At 64.6% G+C, this 22,212-nt stretch carries 19 protein-coding genes and 1 pseudogene; 8 read left to right on the forward strand and 12 right to left on the reverse strand.

What is annotated here, in order from left to right; translation table 11 throughout:
• Window positions 1-228 (forward strand): annotated as a pseudogene (locus tag HZZ16_RS25165) (nucleoside triphosphate pyrophosphohydrolase); the annotation flags it as partial.
• Window positions 229-418: 190 nt separating this feature from the next.
• Window positions 419-1,447 carry a DUF2278 family protein gene (locus tag HZZ16_RS25170; RefSeq protein ID WP_197952559.1) on the forward strand — a complete coding sequence of 343 codons (1,029 nt, stop codon included), beginning with the start codon at window positions 419-421 and terminating at the stop codon, window positions 1,445-1,447.
• A 77-nt stretch (window positions 1,448-1,524) separates the two neighbouring features.
• Here the strand turns inward: HZZ16_RS25170 and hflX are convergent, their stop codons facing one another.
• The 4 genes from hflX to HZZ16_RS25190 form a co-directional block, all read right to left on the reverse strand.
• Window positions 1,525-2,907: a GTPase HflX gene (gene hflX, locus HZZ16_RS25175; RefSeq protein ID WP_197952560.1), complete on the reverse strand. Its 1,383-nt coding sequence runs from the start codon at window positions 2,905-2,907 to the stop codon at window positions 1,525-1,527.
• 11 nt (window positions 2,908-2,918) lie between these two features.
• Window positions 2,919-3,167, reverse strand: coding sequence for an RNA chaperone Hfq (hfq, locus tag HZZ16_RS25180; RefSeq protein ID WP_007591126.1), 249 nt, complete (start codon window positions 3,165-3,167; stop codon window positions 2,919-2,921).
• A gap of 249 nt (window positions 3,168-3,416) precedes the next feature.
• Complete coding sequence (gene ntrX, locus HZZ16_RS25185; RefSeq protein WP_197952561.1) at window positions 3,417-4,787, reverse strand: nitrogen assimilation response regulator NtrX; 1,371 nt, start codon at window positions 4,785-4,787, stop codon at window positions 3,417-3,419.
• Window positions 4,788-4,804: 17 nt separating this feature from the next.
• The gene (locus HZZ16_RS25190; RefSeq protein WP_197952562.1) at window positions 4,805-7,213 is read right to left on the reverse strand and encodes a sensor histidine kinase; all 2,409 of its coding nucleotides are present in this window, start codon (window positions 7,211-7,213) and stop codon (window positions 4,805-4,807) included.
• Between the two features lie 173 nt (window positions 7,214-7,386).
• Here HZZ16_RS25190 and HZZ16_RS25195 point away from each other — a divergent pair, with 173 nt between their 5' ends.
• The 3 genes from HZZ16_RS25195 to HZZ16_RS25205 all read left to right on the forward strand — a co-directional run bounded on the left by HZZ16_RS25195 (window position 7,387) and on the right by HZZ16_RS25205 (window position 8,632).
• Window positions 7,387-7,533, forward strand: coding sequence for a hypothetical protein (locus HZZ16_RS25195; RefSeq protein ID WP_167361662.1), 147 nt, complete (start codon window positions 7,387-7,389; stop codon window positions 7,531-7,533).
• A 342-nt stretch (window positions 7,534-7,875) separates the two neighbouring features.
• Window positions 7,876-8,154 carry a hypothetical protein gene (locus HZZ16_RS25200; protein ID WP_197952563.1) on the forward strand — a complete coding sequence of 93 codons (279 nt, stop codon included), beginning with the start codon at window positions 7,876-7,878 and terminating at the stop codon, window positions 8,152-8,154.
• Window positions 8,138-8,632, forward strand: coding sequence for a HEPN domain-containing protein (locus tag HZZ16_RS25205; protein WP_197952564.1), 495 nt, complete (start codon window positions 8,138-8,140; stop codon window positions 8,630-8,632). Before HZZ16_RS25200 ends, HZZ16_RS25205 begins: the two co-directional genes overlap by 17 nt.
• 594 nt (window positions 8,633-9,226) lie before the next feature.
• On the opposite strand, the gene ntrC is transcribed toward HZZ16_RS25205, so the two are convergent.
• Genes ntrC through dusB form a run of 3 tightly spaced genes read right to left on the reverse strand, consistent with a single transcriptional unit; the run spans window position 9,227 to window position 12,852 of the window.
• A complete protein-coding gene (ntrC, locus tag HZZ16_RS25210) occupies window positions 9,227-10,669 on the reverse strand; it encodes a nitrogen regulation protein NR(I) (RefSeq protein ID WP_122403283.1) in 1,443 nt (480 codons plus the stop codon).
• 9 nt (window positions 10,670-10,678) lie between these two features.
• Complete coding sequence (locus HZZ16_RS25215) at window positions 10,679-11,854, reverse strand: two-component system sensor histidine kinase NtrB (protein WP_172788966.1); 1,176 nt, start codon at window positions 11,852-11,854, stop codon at window positions 10,679-10,681.
• A complete protein-coding gene (gene dusB, locus HZZ16_RS25220; protein WP_197952565.1) occupies window positions 11,851-12,852 on the reverse strand; it encodes a tRNA dihydrouridine synthase DusB in 1,002 nt (333 codons plus the stop codon). The genes HZZ16_RS25215 and dusB overlap by 4 nt, the downstream gene beginning before the upstream one ends.
• Window positions 12,853-13,128: 276 nt before the next feature.
• Between dusB and HZZ16_RS25225 the strand changes: the two genes are divergently transcribed.
• Together HZZ16_RS25225 and HZZ16_RS25230 are read left to right on the forward strand one after the other, a co-directional pair.
• Window positions 13,129-14,310: a bifunctional 2-C-methyl-D-erythritol 4-phosphate cytidylyltransferase/2-C-methyl-D-erythritol 2,4-cyclodiphosphate synthase gene (locus HZZ16_RS25225; protein WP_197952566.1), complete on the forward strand. Its 1,182-nt coding sequence runs from the start codon at window positions 13,129-13,131 to the stop codon at window positions 14,308-14,310.
• Window positions 14,311-14,313: 3 nt separating this feature from the next.
• Window positions 14,314-14,922: a CinA family protein gene (locus HZZ16_RS25230; protein ID WP_197952567.1), complete on the forward strand. Its 609-nt coding sequence runs from the start codon at window positions 14,314-14,316 to the stop codon at window positions 14,920-14,922.
• 6 nt (window positions 14,923-14,928) lie between these two features.
• On the opposite strand, the gene HZZ16_RS25235 is transcribed toward HZZ16_RS25230, so the two are convergent.
• From HZZ16_RS25235 to lipA, 3 genes are all read right to left on the reverse strand, one after another.
• On the reverse strand, window positions 14,929-15,711 hold the full coding sequence (locus HZZ16_RS25235) for a mechanosensitive ion channel family protein (protein ID WP_197952568.1): 783 nt from the start codon (window positions 15,709-15,711) through the stop codon (window positions 14,929-14,931).
• 220 nt (window positions 15,712-15,931) lie between these two features.
• Complete coding sequence (locus HZZ16_RS25240; RefSeq protein ID WP_197952569.1) at window positions 15,932-16,402, reverse strand: type II toxin-antitoxin system RatA family toxin; 471 nt, start codon at window positions 16,400-16,402, stop codon at window positions 15,932-15,934.
• Between the two features lie 6 nt (window positions 16,403-16,408).
• Window positions 16,409-17,365: a lipoyl synthase gene (gene lipA / locus HZZ16_RS25245; protein WP_197952570.1), complete on the reverse strand. Its 957-nt coding sequence runs from the start codon at window positions 17,363-17,365 to the stop codon at window positions 16,409-16,411.
• 130 nt (window positions 17,366-17,495) lie between these two features.
• Here lipA and HZZ16_RS25250 point away from each other — a divergent pair, with 130 nt between their 5' ends.
• Window positions 17,496-18,098, forward strand: a complete 603-nt coding sequence (locus HZZ16_RS25250; RefSeq protein ID WP_197952571.1) for a DNA-3-methyladenine glycosylase — start codon at window positions 17,496-17,498, stop codon at window positions 18,096-18,098.
• A gap of 110 nt (window positions 18,099-18,208) precedes the next feature.
• Here the strand turns inward: HZZ16_RS25250 and HZZ16_RS25255 are convergent, their stop codons facing one another.
• Window positions 18,209-21,085: a valine--tRNA ligase gene (locus tag HZZ16_RS25255; protein WP_197952572.1), complete on the reverse strand. Its 2,877-nt coding sequence runs from the start codon at window positions 21,083-21,085 to the stop codon at window positions 18,209-18,211.
• A gap of 140 nt (window positions 21,086-21,225) precedes the next feature.
• The gene (locus HZZ16_RS25260; RefSeq protein ID WP_197952573.1) at window positions 21,226-21,984 is read right to left on the reverse strand and encodes a PopZ family protein; all 759 of its coding nucleotides are present in this window, start codon (window positions 21,982-21,984) and stop codon (window positions 21,226-21,228) included.
• Window positions 21,985-22,212: the final 228 nt, after the last annotated feature.

Raw genomic sequence — 22,212 nt, forward strand, 5'->3', positions numbered from 1 at the left:
GACCGCGCGGGCCTGGCGGAAGAGACCGGCGACCTGATGTTCGCCCTCGTCAACCTCGCCCGCCACGTAGACGCCGATCCGGAAAGCGCCCTGCGTGCGACCAACGCGAAATTCGAGCGGCGCTTTGCCTATATCGAGCGGGCGCTGGAGGCGCAGGGCCGGACACTCGAGCAGGCCTCGCTGGCGGAGATGGACGCGTTGTGGAATGCAGCGAAGACCGCCACTTAGCCAGGTGCGGTGGCAGAGAGAGAGGGCAGCACCATCCCATCGCCGATCGGTCAGCAATGTACCCCGATTCACCGGCTCGGGCGGCTCGTACGGAGAGATGCGTCAAGCCGCCGCCATGAAATTGTCACCGCAGACAGTCTAAAGTTGTATGATAATCCTGACGCAGCCACCCTACGGCAGGTGAAGTGCGATGCCATTGAAACATTATTCAGTCCTCAAGGGACGCCCGATTGCGATGCGTTTCGGCACCGGCAGGTCGCCGCACTATCAGGTCCATATCGTGGCCGGCGATGAAGATTTCCGCATTGCCGTGAACGTGCAGTCGGCCGACGGCAGCGAAGTCGAATTTCTGGTGCGATCTCGTTTCGTCCATCCGATCACCGAACGACTTGCGGCACTCCCGGAGGGGCTGCACCCGCAGCCCGCCCAGCCCGGCAGCATTGCGCTGGACTTCATCCGCGGTAATCTGATGCAGCCCCAGGAGATGGTGCCGCTGCCGGTGTCCGTGCCTGGGCCGGACAACGACCTCAACGAGAAGCTTGATCAGTTCGTCCAGCGCGCACTCTCGGACGAAAGCGCGATGGTCTACGCGTTCGGCGAGACATGGGGCCCCGAGACCAAGGCGGACAATTATTTCGGCTTCCGGCCGGGACGCGGCATTCACGATATCCATATGAACCAGGGAAATCCCGTCGGAAGGTTCTCGGGCGACAACGGGCCGTGGCAGGACGGCGGGCTCGTGTTCGAATTCCCGGAGCGGAATCTATGGACGGCGGTCTTCCTCAAATTCCAGACGCAGGCTTGGCACACTGACGACGAGACCGGTCATCCGATCGACCTCGGCGGCGGGACGCCGACGAGGCCGCTGGATCCGACGGCCCCTCCGACAGGGGAAATGCCGGATGGGCTCGTGCGCATCGTTGCGGCACTCGTCAACGCCGTGAAGACGCCGGAGCGCGAAGTCGTCACACTGCTCAATACGGCCGATCGCGACATCGATCTCACCGGTTGGATGCTGGCCGACAAGCAGAAGAAGAAAATGGCTCTGTCGGGAAAGATCGCGGCCGGAGGCACGCTTGCCGTGGTCGTGCAGAAGCCCATGGAATTATCGAACCAGGGCGGAATCATCTCGTTGCTGGACCAGCGCGGGATCAAGGTTCACGGTGTCGCCTATACCAAGGCGCAAGCCAAACATCCGGGCCTGACCATTCCGTTCTGATGTGCCGATCACACGGCGCGTGTGATCGATCGCCTGCAGGACGCGGCCGAAGCCGCGCACCAATGTGCGTCCCGCGGTTATGTGGCGTGATGCGGCACGGCATCGAACCTGTTGACCACAATGTCCCGCTTGGTCTCGTCCACCCGCACGGTCATGTCGAAGCGGCCGTCGTGCAGCTCCTTCGACAGCACCTCGGCATTGCGGTGCAGCCAGCTGATGCCGGCGCCGTCAGCGGCGTCGATGGAGAGATCGAGCGTGGTTCGTTTCGCAGCGAGCCGTTGTTCGATCGCGGCGAGCAGAGCATCGATGCCCTCGCCCGACACGGCTGACACCAGCATCGCCGGATGATCCTCGGGCCTGCGCGCGGCGATGTTGAGCAGCTCTTCGCGTTGTTCGGGGGCGAAACGGTCGATCTTGTTCCAGACCTCGATGATGCGGCCGGAATCGTCCGGGTTGATGCCGAGCTGGCGCAGCACCGCGTCGACGTCGCTCTGCTGCGCCTCGGCGTCTTCATGCGAGATGTCGCGGACATGCAGGATGACGTCGGCCTCCAGCACCTCCTCCAGGGTGGCGCGGAAGGCGGCGACGAGCTGCGTCGGGAGGTTGGAGATGAAGCCGACGGTGTCCGACAGCATCGCCTTGCCGCCATGCGGCAGGGTGAGCGCCCGCAAGGTGGGATCGAGCGTCGCAAACAGCATGTCGGCCGCCTGCACGTCGGCGCGGGTCAGGCGATTGAACAGCGTCGACTTGCCGGCATTGGTGTAGCCGACCAGCGCGACGACACGATACGGCACGCGTTGGCGACCGGCGCGATGCAGCCGCCGCGTCGCCTGCACCTTTTTCAGCTCGCTCTCCAGCTTGGAGATGCGCTCCTGGATCAGGCGGCGGTCGGCCTCGATCTGGGTCTCGCCGGGCCCGCCCATGAAGCCGAAACCGCCGCGCTGGCGTTCGAGATGGGTCCAGGAGCGCACCAGGCGCGAGCGCTGGTAGTTGAGATGGGCAAGGTCGACCTGCAGCGAGCCTTCCCTGGTCTTGGCGCGGCGGCCGAAGATTTCGAGAATGAGCCCGGTGCGGTCGAGCACCTTGGCGTGCCATTCCTTCTCGAGGTTGCGCTGCTGGATCGGCGACAACGCGCAATCCATGACCACGAGCTCGACCTCGAGGGTCTTGATCAGCCCGGCGATCTCCTCGACCTTGCCCTTACCGATATAGGTCGCGGGCCGGATCTGGCTGACCGGTGCGACGATGGCGTCGGCGATGACGAGATCGATCGCACGCGCGAGGCCGACGGCTTCATCGAGCCGGGCCTCGGTATCTCGCAGGGCATGAGTCTCCGATTCCGCGTCGGCGCTGCCCGCACGCACGCGCAAGTAGGGGCCGATGACAAGCACCCGCCCCGTCTGCGTAGCCCCTGCCGACCGCGGACGGTCGACATCCCCGTCGAAATTCCGGGGTTCCAATCAGGTCACTCTCAAGCCGGCTGGTCCTCGCCGCCTTCGAACAACTGAATCGGAGCGCCCGGCATGATGGTCGAGATCGCATGCTTGTAGACGAGCTGCGAATGACCGTCGCGCCGAAGCAGCAAACAGAAATTGTCGAACCAGGTCACGATGCCCTGGAGCTTCACTCCGTTGACCAGAAAGATCGTCAGTGGCGTCTTGGTTTTGCGAACGTGATTAAGGAAGGTGTCCTGTAGGTTTTGTGCGCGGTCTGCCGCCATTGTTTTTTTCTCGCTTTGAGTTTCTTTTTATTGCGCCGGATGCGGCCCTCTTTGTGGAGTTCGGGGCCTCCTCCGGTTGCCGTCCTTCATGAGATCCCCCTCGGAAGGAACAGCGGTTCGATTAGAGGACAGGTCGGGATATTAGGCAAGCCGCTTCAAGCGGCAGGCCCGGCCCTATTGCCCCGAAAAATTACGGAAATCGATGATTTTCTTCGCCTATTTCCGAGATGCCGCCGCAGCGTCGCAGCACTAGCCGACGCCGAGCGCTTTCAACTTCCGGTGCAGGGCCGAACGTTCCATGCCAACGAACTCGGCCGTTCGAGAAATATTTCCTGAGAAACGGCTGATCTGCGCAATCAAATAGTCGCGCTCGAACACCTCGCGTGCTTCGCGCAGCGGCAGGCCCATGATGTGCTCGCCATTGTTGCTGGTCGGCATCGCCGGCACCATCGAGCCGACATCCTGCGGCAGCATATCGGCGGTGATGATGACCTCGGGCCCGCCGGCGGCCAGAATCATGACTCTTTCAACGTTATTGCGGAGCTGGCGCACATTGCCGGGCCAGACATGCGATTGCAGCACCGCCATCGCGTCCTGACCGATCTGGCGCTTGGGCAGGCCGCTGCCGGCCGAGATCTGCTCCATGAAATAGTCGATCAGTTCGGGAATGTCCTCGCGCCGCTCCGACAGTGCGGGAACGCGAATCGGCACCACCGAGAGCCGGTGGTAGAGGTCCTCGCGGAAACGGCCGGCCGCGATCTCCTCTTCGAGATTGCGTGCGGTCGATGAGATGATGCGCACGTCGACCTGCACCTTGGCGGTGCCGCCGACGCGCTGGAACGACTGCTCCACCAGCACGCGCAGGATCTTGTTCTGGGTCTCGCGCGGCATGTCCGCGATCTCGTCGATGAACAGCGTGCCGCCATGTGCCTCTTCGAGCGCGCCGGGCTTGCGCGGCTGCTCGCCATTGGACTGCTCGACGCCGAACAGCTCATGCTCCATCCGCTCGGGCGTGATCGCGGCGGCGTTGATGACGACGAACGGACCGTCGGCGCGGCCCGAGGCGGCATGCAGCGTGCGCGCGGTCAGCTCCTTGCCGGCGCCGGCGGGGCCGACGATCAGGATGCGGCTGTTGGCCTTAGCCGCGCGCTCGATGGTCTGGCGCAGCTGGTTCATGCTGGGCGAGCGGCCGACCAGCTGGCTGGCGCTCGGGGCGAGCTGCTTCAGCTCCTTGACCTCGCGCTTCAGCCGCGAGTTCTCCAGCGCTCTGGTCGCGACCAGGATGAGGCGGTCGGCCTTGAACGGCTTCTCGATGAAGTCGTAGGCGCCGCGCTTGATCGCGGCGACCGCGGTCTCGATGTTGCCGTGGCCGGAGATCATCACGACGGGCAGATCGGCATTATCCTTCTTGACCTGCTCCAGGAGCTGCAGGCCGTCGAGCTTGGAGCCTTGCAGCCAGATATCGAGAAACACCAGATGCGGCCTGCGATTGGCAATCTCGGCGAGCGCAGTGTCGCTGTCACGTGCGGTCCTCGTGACGAACCCCTCGTCTTCGAGAATGCCCGCAACGAGATCGCGAATATCGGCCTCGTCATCGACAATCAGAATTTCACTTGCCATGGATCGCGCCTGTCTTGTCAGCTGCCTGTTGAGGCTTCGATTTTGGTTGAATCATTGGTCTTTTCAGCCGGCTCTTTGGTTCCGGCGGCCGGCTCTTTTGTTTCCTGGGTCTCGACGGATTCCGCCGCCGTTTGCGTGATGTCGGGCTTGGAGGTTGTCCCGGTCGCGTCGTTGACCGCCGGCACTTGCTCCGTTGTCGCGGACTTCGCGGGTTGCCCTGACACGGCAAAGCGCATGCGCATCCAGGCGCCGCGCTGACCTGGGCGGAAGTCGGAGGCGTCCTTCAGCTCGATCCGCCCGCCATGGTCTTCCAGCACGCGGCCGACGATCGCAAGCCCGAGCCCGGTGCCTTTGGCGCGCGTGGTGACGTAAGGCTCGAGCAGGCGCGAGCGCGCGACCTTGGGCAGGCCGATGCCGTTGTCGATGACGTCGATCAGCACGTCGTCGCCCTCGCGCGACACGACGACGTCGATACGGCCCTTGCCGAGCTCCTCGGGCGGGACCTGCTCGATCGCCTCGGTGGCGTTCTTGACGATGTTGGTGACCGCCTGCGAGATCAGGCGCCGATCGAACTGCGCGCGCAGCGGATCCTGCTTGAACTCGGCCTCGATGTCGATTTCGGGATGGGCGACCTTCATCAAGAAGACGGCCTGGCGCACCGTGTCGGCGACGTCCTCGCCCTCCATCACCGGCTTGGGCATCCGCGCAAAACGCGAGAACTCGTCGACCATGCGCCTGATGTCGTCGACCTGGCGGACGATGGTGTCGGTGCACTGGTCGAAGATCTGCTTGTCCTTGTCCTCGGTGATGGTCTTGCCGAACTTGCGGCGGATGCGCTCGGCCGAGAGCTGGATCGGCGTCAGTGGGTTCTTGATCTCATGCGCGATGCGGCGCGCCACGTCGCCCCAGGCCGAGGTGCGTTGCGCAGAGACCAGCTCGGTGATGTCGTCGAGTGTGATGATGTAGCTGTCGTGCGGCTGGTTCTTCTCGGCGCTGACGCGGACCGACAGGTTGCGCTCGGTGCCGTCGCGGGTGATCGTGATCTGGCCCTGCACCAGGCGCTGGGTTCCTTCCCGCGCCGTCTTCATCATCTCGTCGAGCTCGGGAAGCACGTCCGAGAGCGGATGGCCGAGCGTCTCGGCTTCGGAGTGCCCGATCAGCTTCTCGGCGGAGCGATTGAGGATGCCGACGCTGCCGGACTCGTCGACGCCGATGATGCCGGCGCTCGCCGATGACAGCACCGCCTCGATGAAGCGGCGACGGCTGTCGATGAGGTCGCTGGCATTGACCAGCTCGTCGCGCTGGCTGCGCAATTCCTGCGTCATCTTGTTGAAGGTCTCGCCCAGCTGGGCGAGGTCCCCTTCCGACTGATGCACCGGCACCTTCACATGGAGGTCGCCGGTCGAAACCGTATGGGCAGCGTTCATCAGCCGCCGGATCGGCGCCACCAGCGAGTTGGCGAAGTTCAGCCCGATCAGCACCGAAGCCATGAGGATCGTCAGCGCGATCACCGCGAACATCAGCGCGAAGGCGACCTGGATGCCGAGCCTGCGCGATTCGATCTGGGCGTATTCGGCGACGCTGACCTCGGTCTGCTTAAGCTGATTGACGACATTCGGATCAAGTGGCCTGGCGACATAGAGGAAGGTGTCGCTGAAGGCGCGCAGGCGGATCACCGCAGCGACGAAGCTCGCATCGGGAAGCACCGCGATTTCGGGCTCGTTCTCGTTGACGTTACTGAGAAAGTCCGGCGCGGGCGGCGAATAAGCGAGCCGCATGCCGGTGTCGGCGGATTCCAGGATGTTGGTGTTCTTGTCGATGATCATCGCGCCCGGCAGGTTGCGGGACGCGGCGCTCGCCGTCAGCATCTCGCGAAACGAGCGGCGATCCTGGTCGTAGAGTGGCCGGGCATGAGCGATGTCGTTGGCCATGCCGAGAATGTCGCCGCGGATCAGCTGCGCATGGTCCTGCATATAGGCCCGCGCGATCGTTAGCGAGTTCTGGATCACCTCCTTGGTCGGCCCGGAGAACAGCCGGTCGAGGCCGCGCTCGATGGTGACATTGGCGACGACGGCGACCAGCACCGCCGGCAGCACCGCCACGATCGAGAACAGGCTGACGATCTGGACGTGGAGACGCGCCGCCGCCCTGCCCCGCCGCCGCGCCAGGATCAGCTGCCAGAGTTCCCGGACGATGATCCCCACCAGCAGCAGGATCGTGGCGGCATTGATCAGATAAAATGTGCGGACCACCCCGGGCGTCGGCTCGATCGTGCTCAGACCCGTCAGGACCAGGAAGGTCAGGAAGGCCGACAGCAGTGCCAGCGCGACGGCAAAGGGCGCCAGCCAGCGTCGCACCGACCAACGCCGGGGCTCTTCCGCTGGGGCCGTGTCAAAGTGTGCGGCCGAGGTATCTGCGCTGGTCATTCCGGCAATGATGCTGAAAACGGGTCCGCGGACGCGCGGATACTGATGTATTCGTACCACATTGTTGCCGAATTGCGACAATTCCGCGGCGCTATCTCCGCGGCCGGCCAGCACAATCCACAGGCAGATGCCGCCGAGGTGGAACGGATGCCCACCATTCCGGCTTGATCCGCATGGATAGGATTTTTCTCGCGACGATGGTTTCGGCCGTTCTGCTGCTGATCGTGGCCGCCGACCTCCTGGTCAACGGCCTCGGTCTGCAGCAGCCGCCTCTGAATGTCGCGAGCGTGGTGCCGGCATCCGGCGGACTGGTCAGATAGATGTGATGGCCGCGTTGCGGCCGGAATGACCAATTTGAATGTGCGGGTGGAACATTACAGTCCCCTCAGGACTTCTGCTCACCGCGTCAGCCACAACGGCCAGCGCGATCCGGACAGGCTCAGCTCTGCCTTGGTAGGGGGAGCTGAGCCACCGGCCAGCGGCTCGGGTTCTTCTCGCGGGCGCTGGCGTTCAGTGCCTCGCTCACCTCCGCGTTCCGCAGTCCCGACGCACAGCCCGCTTGGATCCTGCTTGCGACAGCGGCCGTGCTTGCCACAGCGCTACCGTCGCCTCGCGACAATTCCCACAAAAGAGACTATGCTGGATGGAGGGAGGGGCTCTCCATGGCTGATTTGCCTGATCAAGAGTTAGTAAGAATTGCGAAAAGTGTGGCTTCGGCGAATGGCGTGAGCATCGCCGACGTCCAGACTGCGCCTGCAATAGATTCGACCGGCCATTCGGCCGTCGAGATCAAGCTGGTGATTACCCAGGGTTCGTCGACCGCAATAATGGGGCGCCCCTCCGCGCGAACCGTTTCTGAGCTTATTCGAGAATTGGCTGATCGAGGAGACGACCGGCTTCCGATTGTGCGGTACGAGGAAGTAGGTGTCTCTGGCTCCTGACGAACTGCTGATTCATGCTGACGGCTTGGCCGGGAATGCAAGTCCGACGCAGATTGATCTGCGACGGGCTCTCTCCGCAGCCTATTACGCCGTGTTCCACTTCTGCTTGACTGCCGCGGCCGACATGGTCGTCGGAGCCACGTCAAGGGCGACTCCTGAATATTTGCTGGTCTACCGCAGCATTGACCACACGCGCCTGCGCGGCTTGTGCGACCAGCTTCGGGGGACCAAGCCGGGAGACGTTCCGATCAAGCTTTCAGGCGGCTTTGGCGACATATCCCAATTCGCGCGCGTGACTTATAACCTTTATGAACTGCGCATTAAGGCGGACTATGACCCCGGCGCGACATACTCGCCTAGCGAAGTTCGGCTGGCTGTTTCCGAGGCTCGGCAAGCAATGGAATGGTTTGCATCAAGCACGCCTGAACAGAAGAGAGTCTTTTTGACGATGCTGATGTTCCGGGCGCGAAAGGACTAGTTGGCCAGCTGTCACTTCGTTGTTGCGCTCTTGTCGCAGCGACGACGCCGATCTTCGCGTCGCCGTGGCTGCCGCCACAGGTGCTGACGAGTACAAATTTAGATCAACGGCGTCCCTCAGATCATGAGCCATTGGATGCATCCCCGAGGTTCTGGTATAGTGATCTTGGTAGATTGGTTCCGCTTTGCGACCGCCAAAGCTATCGCAACGGTCTGCGCGCCGTAGATCGCCTGATCGACGGGACCCAAGCGGGCCGCTTGGGCAGTTCGAATATCGCAACCTATCAATCAGAGAGGAGGACAGCTATGTCCGACTACAGCGATATTCTGCGTGCGCGAATTGCCGCTAAGCGGCATCAACTTCAAGGAATGCAATCATCTCCACCTCTAGTGCCGATCGGAGGCTCGGTTAATGCAGCCTCTATGGTCGAGCGAGAGATCCGTCGACAACTCGCAGTGCTTGAGCGGCTATTGGCCGAGAGCCGTGTAGATCGGCAAGCATCTGCATCGGCCAATCTGCTTTTCACCACAAACCGAACCCGGGATCTCGAGATCCCGGATTCGATTCTGGTGCAGAATACTACAACGGTACTAACTAACCCCCGCTCCGATACACCTGGATGTCGAGGTCCCGGATCTTCTTCCGTAGTGTGTTGCGGTTGAGGCCGAGCAGGTCCGCGGCGCGGATCTGATTGCCGCGGGTGGCGGCGAGCGCCGCCGTGAGCAGCGGCACCTCGATCTCCTTGAGGATGCGGTGATAGAGGCCGGGCGGCGGCACACCGTTCGGGAAGCCCTGAAAGTGCGAGGACAGATACGCCTCCACGGCGCCGCCGAGATTGTCGACGCCCTGCTGGACCGCAGCGCCCGGGCTGACCGAGGGCGGCGCGAGCTCGCCGTCGATGACGGAGGCCGTGATCACGTCCTGCGGATAGAGCGCGGCGAGCCTTCGGGCGAGGTTCTCGAGCTCGCGCACGTTGCCGGGCCAGCGGTGCTGCTTCAGCCGCTCCAGCGCCAGCGCATCCAGCTTCTTCGGCGGCAATCCGTCCTTCTCGGCCAGCGTGAAGAAGTGCCGCACGAGGTCCGGCAGATCCTCGATGCGCTCGCGCAAGGGCGGCAGCCGCAGCGGAACGACGTTGAGGCGGAAGAACAGGTCTTCGCGGAACAAGCCCTGCTGGATCAACACGCGCAGGTCCTTGTTGGAGGCCGCGACGATGCGCACGTCGGTCTTGATCGGGGTGCGGCCGCCGACCGTGGTGTATTCGCCCTGCTGCAGCACGCGCAGCAATCGCGTCTGCGCCTCCATCGGCATGTCGCCGATCTCATCCAGGAACAACGTGCCGCCTTCGGCCTGCTCGAACCGGCCGGAGGCGCGGGTGTTGGCGCCGGTGAAGGCGCCGCGCTCGTGGCCGAACAATTCGGACTCGATGAGATCGCGCGGGATTGCCGCCATGTTGACCGCGACGAAGGGGCCGTTGCGGCGCTTGCCGTAATCGTGCAGCGCGCGCGCCACCAGCTCCTTGCCGGTGCCGGACTCGCCCGTGATCATCACGGTGAGGTCGGTCTGCATCAGGCGCGCCAGCACGCGGTAGATTTCCTGCATCGCCGGCGAGCGGCCGACCAGCGGGATCGCCTCCATCTCGGCGTCCTCGTCCGGCGTCGAGGTCCGCTCCTTCGGCTCGGCGAGCGCGCGGCCGACGATCGCGATCAGCTCCTTGAGGTCGAACGGCTTCGGCAGATATTCGTAAGCCCCGCGCTCGGAGGCGCGGATCGCCGTCATGAAGGTGTTCTGCGCGCTCATGACGATGACGGGCAGGTTCGGCCGCATCTTCTTGATCCGCGGCAACAGGTCGAAGGCGTTTTCGTCCGGCATCACGACGTCGGTGATGACGAGATCGCCCTCGCCCTGGCTGACCCAGCGCCATAGCGTTGCGGCATTGCCGGTCAGCCGCACTTCGTAACCGGCGCGGGACAGAGCCTGATTGAGAACGGTGCGGATGGCGGTATCGTCATCGGCTACGAGAATGCTACCTGCGGGCATTGTTGATCCTCATTTTGCCCCCTGTGACGCAGGCGACGACTTCCCGGCAGAGCCGTCGCGACTGCTTTGATCGGCGTGTTTGACCGATGTGGAATACATCGGCATCAGCACGCGGAAGGTGGTCTTGCGCGGCTGAGATTCGCATTCGATGATGCCCCCGTGATCGCCAACGATCTTGGCGACCAGCGCAAGGCCGAGACCCGAGCCGGTCTGCTTGGTGGTCACGAAGGGGTCGAACAGGTTGGGCAGAAGATCGTCGGGCACGCCGGGTCCGTTGTCCTTCACACAGAATTCGAGCGGAAGGGATACCCGGGATTTTTGACCGGGGACTGACAGGCGCACGCCGGGACGGAACGCGGTGGTGAGCTGGATCTCGGCGTCGGGCACGTCGATCAGCGCTTCGGCGGCGTTCTTCACGAGATTGAGGAACACCTGGATCAGCTGGTCCTGGTTTGCCAGCACCGGCGGCAGCGAGGGGTCGTAGTCCTCGATGAAGCGGATGTTGCGGGCAAAGCCGGACTGCGCCAGCCGCTTCACATGATCGAGCACCGAATGGATGTTGACGGGGCCGCGCACCACGGGACGCTCGTCGCCGAACACCTCCATGCGATCGACCAGCGTCACGATGCGGTCGGCCTCGTCGCAGATCAGCCGCGTCAGCATGCGGTCCTCGGACGAGGCCTGCTGCTCCAGCAGCTGTGCCGCGCCGCGAATGCCCGAAAGCGGATTCTTGATTTCGTGCGCGAGCATTGCTGCTAGCGCTATCACCGAGCGCGCCGCGCTGCGATGGGTGAGCTGCCGATCCATCTTGTCGGCGATGGTGCGCTCCTGGAGCATCACCACGATATGGCCCGGCCGCTCGGTGAGCGGCGCGACATGCAGGTCGACCTGGCGGTCGCCGCCCATCCGCGGCGTGCCGAGATCGACCTTGTACTCGTTGACCGGCGAGTTCGAGGAGCGCACCTGGTCGATCAGCGCCAGCAAGGGGCTGCCGAACGGCACCAGCTCCTTCAGCGACTGCCGCTTCAGGAATTGCGTGGAGATCTCGAAGAAGGCTTCGGTGGCGATGTTGGCGGCGACGATCTTGCCGTCGGGCCCGATCATGAGCACGGGGTTTGGCAAGGCATCCAGGATTGCGTCGCTGTCGGACTGAAGCGGCCGACGATGTTCAGCGGCTGAGCTCATGCAGCAGCGCTCCATGCGAAGTCGTCGAAGGCGTCTTGCAGTGAATCGTGAACGAGGCGCGGATCCTCCGAGACCAGGATCTTCTGCCGCCAGGATTTCAGCTTCTCGGCCGGCGCACGGCTCGCCTGCGCTGCGACGTCAAGCGCCCAGCCCAGATGCTTGCGGGCGTGCCGCAGCCCGATGCGCAGACCATAGAGCGCACAAACGCCGTCATAGAGCGTGCGGACATAATGCAGCTGCGTTTCGAGCGAGGGCACGGCTTCCTCTTCTCCGCCCTGCAGACGGCGACCGATCTGACCCGGCAGCCAGGGCTGGCCCTGCGCGCCGCGGCCGATCATCACGGCGTCGGCGCCCGAGGCGTCCAATGCCGCGAGCGCCTTCTCGTAGGAGGTGATGTCGCCGTTGACGACGAGCGGAATGGAGATGGCCTCGCGCACGGCGCGGATCGCATCCCAATCGGCCTCGCCCTTGTAGAACTGGCAGCGGGTGCGGCCGTGCACGGTGGCGAGCTTGACCCCGGCGGCCTCCGCACGCCGCGCTAGCTCGGGCGCGTTGCGGCTGCGGTCGTCCCAGCCGAGGCGCATCTTCAACGTCACCGGCACCTTCACCGCCGCGATCGTCGCCTCGATCAGGCTGACGGCATGGTCGAGGTCGCGCATCAAGGCCGAGCCGGACTGGCCGCCGGTGACGTGGCGGGCGGGACAACCCATGTTGATGTCGATGATATCGGCGCCTTCGGCTTCGGCGATCCGGGCGCCTTCGGCCATCCAATGTGTCTCGCAGCCAGCCAGCTGGACCACATGTGGGCCGATGCCCGTGGCTTCGCAGCGCAACCGGGACATCCGGTGGCCATTGGCGAGCTCATCGCTCGCGGTCATCTCGGACACGACGAGACCAGCCCCAAGCTCGGCGGCCAGCCGGCGGACGGGCGAGTCAGTCACACCCGACATCGGTGCCAGGAAGACCGGGGTGGCGACTTCAATATCGCCTATTTTCAACGGCTTAGAGCCTGATACTACCGAGCCGGTCACAGGGGTCTCGTTGACTGGGCAGGGCCTCATCGCGCCTGCCATGATCTATCTTGCGCACAATTCTTGTGCAGTCAAGCGTCATGCCTACAGTTTAGACAGTTCTGCAGATCTTTCAAGTGCAGTGCAGCAAAATGCTGTTTCCCACAATCCGGGGAAACCCCCTTTTTTTGCGGGCCTGCCGTGCTAGAGGCATCCCGGCAAATCACCCCTGCTCTTTCATTGGCAATTGAGTATTTGAGTCCTATGGCGAAATCACAGCGCACCGCGGTCGTCCTCGTCGCAGCCGGGCGCGGATTGCGCGCCGGAGCCGGCGGGCCGAAGCAATATCGCGAGATCGGCGGCGTGCCCGTGATCCGCCGCGCCATGGAAGCCTTCAGCCGTCACGCTGACGTGTTCGCGGTGCAGCCTGTGGTGAACCCCGACGACAGCGCCATGTTCACCGCAGCGGTCGCAGGGCTCAGGCACGAGCCGCCGACCAATGGGGGCGCAACGCGGCAGGCTTCGGTGCTCGCCGGTCTTGAAGCGCTGGCGAAGCACAGGCCGGACATCGTGCTGATCCACGACGCAGCACGGCCGTTCGTCTCGGAAGGGGTGATCTCGCGCGCGATCGAGGCGGCGAGCCGCACCGGTGCTGCGATCCCCACCGTTCCCGTCACCGACACCATCAAAGTCACCGGCGAAGGCGGCAACGTCGAGGCCACGCCGGAGCGCGCCTCCTTGCGAATCGCACAGACGCCGCAATCCTTTCGTTTCGACGTCATCCTCGAGGCGCATCGTCGCGCGGCAAGGGATGGACGCGCGGATTTCACCGACGATGCCGCGATTGCCGAATGGGCGGGATTGACGGTTGCAACCTTTGAAGGCGATGTTGCCAACATGAAGCTCACAACTCCCGAGGATTTCGTGCGCGAGGAAGCGCGCCTGGCCGCGCAGCTCGGCGACATCAGGACCGGCACCGGCTATGACGTGCACGCCTTCGGCGAAGGCGACCATGTCATGATCTGCGGCGTGCGCGTGCCGCACACCAAGGGCTTCCTGGCTCATTCCGACGGCGATGTCGGCCTGCATGCGCTGGTTGACGCCATTCTCGGCGCGCTCGCCGACGGCGACATCGGCTCGCACTTCCCGCCGAGCGATCCGAAGTGGAAGGGCGCCTCGTCCGACCAGTTCCTGAAATATGCCATCGAGCGCGTCACGGCGCGTGGCGGCCGCGTCGCCAATCTCGAGGTGACGCTGATCTGCGAGCGGCCCAAGATCGGTCCCTTGCGCGACACCATGCGGGCGCGCATTGCCGAGATCTCGGGCGTCGACATCTCGCGCGTCGCGGTGAAGGCGACCACCAGCGAGCGGCTCGGCTTCACCGGCCGTGAGGAAGGCATCGCGGCGACCGCGAGCGCCACCATCCGCCTGCCCTGGAGCGTGTAAGCCATGGGCGGCAGCGACGCACGCGCCCTTTCCCGCTCGCTGCTCGATCTGTGCCGGATGCGCAAGCTGACGATCGCGACCGCCGAATCCTGCACCGGCGGCCTCGTTGCGGGCGCGCTGACCGACATTCCCGGCTCGTCCGATGTGATCGACCGCGGCTTCGTCACCTATTCCAACGAGGCAAAGCGCGCGATGCTTGGCGTCGAGGCGAGCACGCTCGCTAATTTCGGCGCCGTCAGCAAAGAGACCGCAACGGCGATGGCGATCGGTGCGCTGGAGCGCGCCGATGTCGATCTCGCCGTCGCCATCACCGGCATCGCCGGCCCGGGCGGCGCCACGCCCGGCAAGCCAGTCGGTCTCGTGCACTTCGCCGCCGCAGCGCGCGACGGCCGCATCATCCACCGCGAGCACCGCTTCGGCGCCATCGGCCGCAGCGCGGTGCGCGCCCGCTCGGTCGTCGAGGCGCTGCGCATGCTGATGGATCTAGCCCGCGGCCCGCAAGTCGCAGCCAAGCCGCAACGCGCCGCAGCAAGCCGCCTGCGCCCGCGCGTCACCCGCTCGCCGCGCCAGCACGTCGTCAAGCGCAGGCCGCCGCGTCCGCCGCGGGGATAAAACGCCTCAGGGCGCCGTGGCAAGCAGCGCGCTCGCATGATCCAGCACGCATTGCTTGACCGCGTCGGCTTCAGACGGTTTCGCCTTCGCGCTGACCGTCAATTCCAGGATCGGTGCCGTGGGATTGGCGACATCGAGGACTTTGGTAACGGAGACGGCCGGCGCTGCGTGATCGTCGATCCGGGAGTCATTGCGCAATTCCTTGAGTATCCGATCGGCCAACCTATTGGCCGCGCCCGCCGGGACCGGAAACGCGACCTTGACCTCGCCCGTGCCAGGATAGGCGCTGTGGTTGATGATGGCGGCGCCCCAGACCTGTCCATTCGGCAACAGGATCTGGGTGTTGTCGGGCGCGACCAGCTCGGTGATGAACAGCGACAGCGACCTCACCTTGCCCGCCTTGCCCGCGACCTCGACGTCGTCGCCGATGTGAAAGGGCCGGAACAACAGCAGCATCACGCCGGCGGCGAGATTGGACAGCGTGCCCTGCAACGCCAGACCAATGGCGAGCGAGGTCGCGCCCAGCACGGCGACGAGGCTTGCCGTCTGGATGCCGAAGAGCTGCAGCACGGCGATGCCGACGACGGCGAGGACGCCATAGCGCGCAAGGCTGCCCACGAACAGCGTCACCAGCGGGTCGACGCGGTGCGTGACGCTGAGGACGCGCGTGACGAAGCGCTGCATCGCGCCGGACAGATACCAGCCGACCGCGAGCAGCAGGATCGCGTAGATCGCGTTCAGGCCGTACAGGACAAGCGACGCCTTCAGCGTATCGAAATTGATAGTCATGGCGGCTCCAACCCGGACAGTCGGTTGAGAACGCACCGCGATGCGAATTGATCCGCCCGATGGCCGTGACGAACTCCAGAACCCGGATGGAACGCAGCGTAATCCGGGGCCTCGGTGACCGCGGGTTGCGGAGCCCTTGCGACGAAGCAATCCAGAATCCCTGCGCGGAGAGACTCTGGATTGCTTCGCTACGCTCGCAATGACGGTGGAAAGAGTGTGCCTACGTCGAGGCCAGCTTCGGCCGGCCGTAGATCGCGTCTGCCCGCTTCTCGAACGCGGTGGAAAACCGTGCGAAGGCGGCGTCGAACATCGAGCCCATCAGCATCGCCAGCATGCGGCTCTTGAATTCGTAGGCGAGGAAGAAACCGACGTCGCAGACGCCCTCACCCTTGGGCTCGAACGTCCAACGGTTTTCCAGATTCCTGAACGGACCTTGCAGATATTCGACCAGGATCTTCAGATTGGCGCGGTCGAGCGTCACGCGGCTGGTGAAGGACTCCCTCACCAGCTTGAACGACACCGTCATGTCCGCGATCAGCACCTCGGTGCCGTCGGGCTTCGCCATGCGCTGCCGGACCTTGAGGGCGCTGCACAGCGGCACGAATTCCGGGTATCGCTCGACATCGGCGACCAGATCAAACATCTCGGACGCACTGTGGTTGACGCGGTGCTTGCTCGAAACTCGATGCATGGTACGTCAGCGGGCGTGAGCTGCCCGCGCAGCCTTCAGTCTCGCGAAATCCTCGCCGGCATGATGCGACGAGCGGGTGAGCGGGCTCGCCGACACCATCAGGAATCCCTTGGTGTAGGCGATCTTTTCATAGGACGAGAACTCGTCCGGCGGCACGTAGCGCATCACCGCGTGATGCTTGCGGGTCGGCTGCAGATATTGCCCGATGGTCAGGAAGTCGACGTCGGCCGAGCGCAGATCGTCCATCACCTGCTGCACCTCATGGCGCTCCTCGCCGAGGCCGACCATGATTCCGGACTTGGTGAAGATGGTGGGATCGAGCTCCTTGACCCGCTGCAGCAGCCGGATCGAATGGAAATAGCGCGCGCCCGGCCGCACCGTGAGATAGCGCGACGGCACCGTCTCGAGATTGTGGTTGAACACGTCGGGCCTCGCCGCCACGACGATTTCGAGCGCGCCTTCCTTGCGCAGGAAGTCGGGTGTCAGGATCTCGATCGTGGTCGAAGGGCACGCCGCCCGGATCGCGCGGATGGTCTCTGCGAAATGCTCGGCGCCGCCGTCCGTGAGGTCGTCGCGGTCGACCGAGGTGATCACGACGTGGGCGAGGCCCAGCTTGGCGGTCGCCTCTGCGACGTGCTGCGGCTCGGCCGCATCCAGCGCATTCGGCAGGCCGGTCTTGACGTTGCAGAAGGCGCAGGCCCGGGTGCAGGTGTCACCCATGATCATGAAGGTCGCGTGCTTCTTGTCCCAGCACTCGCCAATGTTCGGGCAACCCGCCTCCTCGCACACCGTGTGCAGGCCGTTCGACCGGACGATGGTGCGGGTGTCGGCATAGCCGCGGGTGTTCGGCGCGCGCACGCGGATCCAGTCCGGCTTCGGCGGCGAAGCGGAATCGGGCCGGTTCACCTTTTCGGGGTGGCGCGGGCGCAGCGGGTTCGAGATGGTATCGACAATAACGACCATGGGGTGTCCGGTCTGTTCAGGTCCTACCTAGTCGGTCTGGCCTGGCATCGCAACCCGGCTCGCCCCGCTTCAGGGAACATGGCAGATATGGGCAATATCCTGCTCTGTTGTCAGGCGATTCTCACCTCGAATGGCTCCAATCTCGAACACTTCACCGCCACGGCTTGGCAAGCCGCTGAAGCGGACCTTTTTCGGCCGCAGCGTCCATGAGGTCGCGCCCGACCTGATCGGCGCCACCATGCTGGTCGACGGCGTCGGCGGGATCATCGTCGAGGTCGAGGCCTATCATCATACCGACCCGGCCGCGCACTCCTATCGCGGGCCGACGGCGCGGAACCAGGTGATGTTTGGCCCGCCCGGCTTTGCCTATGTCTACCGCTCCTATGGCATCCACTGGTGCGTGAACTTCGTCTGCGAGGAAGAAGGCTCGGCCAGCGCCGTGCTGATCCGTGCGCTCGAGCCGACGCATGGCTTGGCTGCGATGCGCCGACGCCGGCATCTGCAGGAGGTGCAGGCGCTGTGCTCGGGCCCCGGCAAGCTGACCGAGGCGCTCGGCATCACCATCGCGCACAACGCCCTGCCGCTGGATCGGCCTCCCATCGCGCTGCATGCGCGGACCGAGGATGTCGAGGTCGCAACCGGCATCCGCATCGGCATCACCAAAGCGGTCGAACTGCCCTGGCGCTATGGAATCAGGGGCTCGAAGTTTTTGAGCAAGCCGTTTCCGAAGTGATCGTCATTCCGGGATGGTCCGAAGGACCAGACCCGGAATCTCGAGATTCTCAGGTGCGCAATTACGCACCGGAGTTCGGCTCTTCGAGCCGCCCCGGAATGACGGCGCGGCTACGACGCCTGCTTCAGCCGCTCCATCGCTTCGAGCAGCTTGGCCTTGCGGGCCACCGCCGCCTCGCGCTTTTCGCGCTCCTCCTCGACGACCTCCTCGGCCGCGTTGGCGACGAACTTCTCGTTCGCCAGCTTGGACTCGGCGCGCTTGATGTCGGCTTCGGCCTTGCCGATCTCCTTGTCGAGGCGTGTACGCTCGGCGGCAACGTCGATCACGCCCTTCAGCGGCAGCGCGGCGACCTCACCGCGCACCAGCAACTGGACAGCGCCGTCGGGCGCGCGGTCGCCGAAGGAGATGTCCGACAGCCGCGCCATACGCTTGATGACGTCGGTCCAGCGCGGCGCACGCTCCTTGGTTTCGGCCGAAGCGCCTGCGAGCACCAGCGCCGTCAGCGTTGCCGGCGCGATGTTCATCTCGGCGCGCACCGAGCGGATCTGCGTGACGAGGTCGATTACCCAGCCGATCTCGGCCTCGGCAGCCGGATCGGTGAAGTCGGCATGATCGAAGATCGGCAGCACCCAGGCCGGCGAGACGAGCGCATCGGTCGGCCCTGTGGTCGCCGCAAGCATTGCGAGCTGCTCCGGCGTCGGCTCGACAGGCCTCAGCGGCCACGGCGCCAGCGCGAGCAGACCGTCGCGTTTGGCCGTGACCTCCCACAGCTCTTCTGTGATGAAGGGCATGAAGGGATGCAGCAGCTTCAATATCTCGTCGCGCGCCCAGGTGACCATGGCGCGGGTCTCGTCCTTGGCGGGGCTGTCCGGACCGAGCAGTACGGGCTTGGCGAGTTCGACATACCAGTCGCAATAGACGTTCCAGACGAAGCGGTAGATGCTGCCGGCGGCATCGTTGAAGCGATAGGCCTCGATCGCCTCGGTCACCTCGCGCGTGGTGTGGGCGGTCTCATGCGCGATCCAGCGGTTCAGCGTCTCCTTTGCCTTCGCCGGCTCGAAACCATCAGGCAAGGCGCAGTGGTTCATCTCCGCGAATCTGCACGCGTTCCAGAGCTTGGTCGCGAAATTGCGGTAGCCTTCGACGCGGCTGGTGGCGAGCTTGATGTCGCGCCCCTGCGCCGCCATCGCCGCCAGCGTGAAGCGCAGCGCGTCTGCGCCGTATTCGTCGATCAGGTGGAGCGGATCAATGACGTTGCCCTTCGACTTCGACATCTTGGCGCCCTTCTCGTCGCGAACGAGGGCGTGGATGTAGACGGTCGAGAACGGCACCTCCTTCATGAAGTGTAAGCCCATCATCATCATGCGGGCCACCCAGAAGAAGATGATGTCGAAGCCGGTCACCAGCGCATTGGTCGGATAATAGCGCTGCACCTCGGGCGTGTCGTCGGGCCAGCCGAGTGTCGAGAACGGCCACAGCGCCGAGGAGAACCAAGTGTCGAGCACGTCCTCGTCGCGCGTGATGAAGCCTTCGCGCTTGGTGCGGTCGAGCGCCATCTCGCGGCCCTGCTCGGGCGTGATGACCTCCTGCTCGACGTAATAGCCGAGCGCGTGGCTGACGGCCTCCTCCTCGGTCTCGGCGACGAACACCTTCCCGTCTGGTCCGTACCAGGCCGGGATCTGGTGGCCCCACCAGAGCTGACGCGAGATGCACCAGGGCTGGATGTTCTCCATCCAGTCGTAATAGGTCTTTTCCCAGTTCTTCGGCACGAATGTTGTTTCGCCCGAACGCACCGCCGCGATCGCAGGTCTCGCCAGCGTCTTGGCGTCGACATACCACTGGTCGGTCAGGTAGGGCTCGATCACGCTGCCAGAGCGATCGCCGTGCGGCACCATATGGGTGTGCGGCTCGATCCGCTCAACGAAGCCGAACGATTCCAGCCGCTCGACGATGCGCTTGCGCGCGGCGAAGCGGTCGACCTTGTGGAATTCCTCGGCGAATTGCGCGGCCCCTTCGGGCAGGTCGCGCAGATAATCCTCGTTGTCGAGGAGATCGAGACAGCCTTCCCTGTCGAGCACGCTGATCCGGCGCAGCCCGTGGCGATTGCCGACCTCGAAATCGTTGAAGTCGTGCGCTGGCGTCACCTTCACGGCGCCCGATCCCTTCTCGGGATCGGAATACTCATCGGCGACGATTTTGATCTTGCGGCCGACCAGCGGCAGGACGACGTTCTTGCCGATCAGCTTCTGATAGCGCTCGTCCTCCGGATGCACGGCAACGCCGGTGTCGCCGAGCATGGTCTCGGGGCGCGTGGTGGCGACGACGATGAAGCTCGAGGGATCCTCGGGGCTGAACGTCTTGCCCTCGATCGGATAGCGCAGATACCAGAGGTGGCCCTTCACTTCTGTCTGCTGCACTTCGAGATCGGAGATCGCGGTCAGCAGCTTGGTGTCCCAGTTCACCAGCCGCTTGTCCTTGTAGATCAGGCCCTCGCGGTGCAGCTCGACGAACACCTTGACGACGGCCTTCGACAGGCCTTCGTCCATGGTGAAGCGCTCGCGCGACCAGTCGCAGGACGCACCGAGGCGCTTGAGCTGGTTGATGATGGTATCGCCGCTCTCGGCCTTCCACTGCCAGACCCGCTCCAGAAACTTCTCGCGGCCCATCTCGCGGCGGCCGGGCTGCTGACGCTCCATCAACTGCCGCTCGACCACCATCTGGGTGGCGATGCCGGCATGGTCGGTGCCGGGTTGCCACAGCACGTCGCGGCCGCGCATGCGCTCAAACCGGCAAAGGATGTCCTGCAGCGTGTTGTTGAGGGCGTGGCCCATGTGCAGCGAGCCCGTCACGTTTGGCGGCGGGATCACGATGGTGAAGGGCACGGCATCACGACGGTCGGGCCGGCCAGCCTTGAACGCAAGGCTGTCCTCCCACACCACGGACATGCGGGTTTCGATATCGGCGGGCTGGTAATTTTTCTCGATCATGGGGCTGCTAGAAAGCCGCGCGAGGGGGCCAAGTCAACGAAAAGCTCGGGGAAAACGAGGCGGCGACAGCGCTTTCGGGCCCGTTCCGGGGCCCATATATGACACCCAAGCCGGGTTTTATGAGGGCCCTTCGGCCGCCTTCAGCGGCCCCCGCGCGAGACCCGCTCGATTTCGGCCTTCACGATGCGTTCAACGAGGCCGGGCAGGTTGTCGTCGAGCCAGGACTTCAGCATCGGCCGCAGCATCTCCTTGACCAAGTCCTCCAGCGTCCGCGCGTTGCTGCTGAGCACCGTATGGGCCAGGGAGTTGAAGGCCGATTCGACCGCGGAGACCGTCGATTGCGCAAGGATCGGCTGCTGCGGGGGCAGCGGCGGCGCGTCGAAGTCCACCGGCGCGTAGGACGGCGGCGGAGCGGGCCGCGGCGGCTCGGCGAATTCGAGATCGTCGCGTGGCTCGACCTTGCGGAAGCTCGGCGGCGGTGGAGGCGGCGTCGGGTCCACCGCCATGTCGTCGGTCAGTTCGAGCACGTCCGGCTCGGGCTCGGGCTCTGGCGCGCGGACCTCAGGCGCAGGCGTGGCCGCATCGAGACCCGCCAGCAACGCGTCGATGTCGTCCTGGCTGTTGGATGCGTCCGCCGCGGGCGCCGGCGCAGGTGGCGGCGCCGGCTTTGCAGCCGGCGGCGGTGCGGGCTTCTCGGCGGCAGGTTTGGGCGGAGCGACCTTGGATGGAGGAATGTCGTTCATCGCCTGCGGCTTCGTTGGCGCGGCGGGCGCAGCAGCCTTCTCGGGCTTGGCGGCCTCGGCCGGCGGAGGCTTTGCCTCGTCGTCGGCAATGATGCGCCGGATCGAGGCCAGAATCTCCTCCATCGAGGGTTCTGTGACCTTTGCAGGCTGCGTCATCTCCGACTCCACATCATCAACGCCCTCGCATGCGTTGTTTTACACCAAGCACGGCAGGATTGGCCGGTTCCGCAACGATAGGTCCGCCATTTTCGTCGCCGCAGCCCGACTTGTCCCCAGATCACGGCTCGACGCGCAGCGGTGCGCCCTGCCCCGGCACCAAAGCGGTACGCACATGACATCGATGCGGGCGAATCGACCCGCATCGTCTTGGCAAGGCTATGTCAG

This window comes from Bradyrhizobium glycinis, assembly GCF_016031655.1.
Lineage (GTDB): Bacteria > Pseudomonadota > Alphaproteobacteria > Rhizobiales > Xanthobacteraceae > Bradyrhizobium > Bradyrhizobium glycinis.

Bases quoted from the DNA above. Each gene is read 5' to 3' on its own strand.
- hfq (WP_007591126.1), bottom strand. From the start codon at position 3,167: ATGGCGGCAGACCGCGCACAAAACCTACAGGACACCTTCCTTAATCAC.
- HZZ16_RS25215 (WP_172788966.1), bottom strand. From the start codon at position 11,854: ATGAGCTCAGCCGCTGAACATCGTCGGCCGCTTCAGTCCGACAGCGAC.
- HZZ16_RS25250 (WP_197952571.1), top strand. From the start codon at position 17,496: ATGGCTCCAATCTCGAACACTTCACCGCCACGGCTTGGCAAGCCGCTG.
- HZZ16_RS25255 (WP_197952572.1), bottom strand. From the start codon at position 21,085: ATGATCGAGAAAAATTACCAGCCCGCCGATATCGAAACCCGCATGTCC.
- HZZ16_RS25200 (WP_197952563.1), top strand. From the start codon at position 7,876: ATGGCTGATTTGCCTGATCAAGAGTTAGTAAGAATTGCGAAAAGTGTG.
- HZZ16_RS25190 (WP_197952562.1), bottom strand. From the start codon at position 7,213: ATGACCAGCGCAGATACCTCGGCCGCACACTTTGACACGGCCCCAGCG.
- HZZ16_RS25260 (WP_197952573.1), bottom strand. From the start codon at position 21,984: ATGACGCAGCCTGCAAAGGTCACAGAACCCTCGATGGAGGAGATTCTG.
- HZZ16_RS25240 (WP_197952569.1), bottom strand. From the start codon at position 16,402: ATGCATCGAGTTTCGAGCAAGCACCGCGTCAACCACAGTGCGTCCGAG.
- ntrX (WP_197952561.1), bottom strand. From the start codon at position 4,787: ATGGCAAGTGAAATTCTGATTGTCGATGACGAGGCCGATATTCGCGAT.
- HZZ16_RS25230 (WP_197952567.1), top strand. From the start codon at position 14,314: ATGGGCGGCAGCGACGCACGCGCCCTTTCCCGCTCGCTGCTCGATCTG.
- HZZ16_RS25235 (WP_197952568.1), bottom strand. From the start codon at position 15,711: ATGACTATCAATTTCGATACGCTGAAGGCGTCGCTTGTCCTGTACGGC.
- lipA (WP_197952570.1), bottom strand. From the start codon at position 17,365: ATGGTCGTTATTGTCGATACCATCTCGAACCCGCTGCGCCCGCGCCAC.
- ntrC (WP_122403283.1), bottom strand. From the start codon at position 10,669: ATGCCCGCAGGTAGCATTCTCGTAGCCGATGACGATACCGCCATCCGC.
- HZZ16_RS25195 (WP_167361662.1), top strand. From the start codon at position 7,387: ATGGATAGGATTTTTCTCGCGACGATGGTTTCGGCCGTTCTGCTGCTG.
- HZZ16_RS25170 (WP_197952559.1), top strand. From the start codon at position 419: ATGCCATTGAAACATTATTCAGTCCTCAAGGGACGCCCGATTGCGATG.
- HZZ16_RS25225 (WP_197952566.1), top strand. From the start codon at position 13,129: ATGGCGAAATCACAGCGCACCGCGGTCGTCCTCGTCGCAGCCGGGCGC.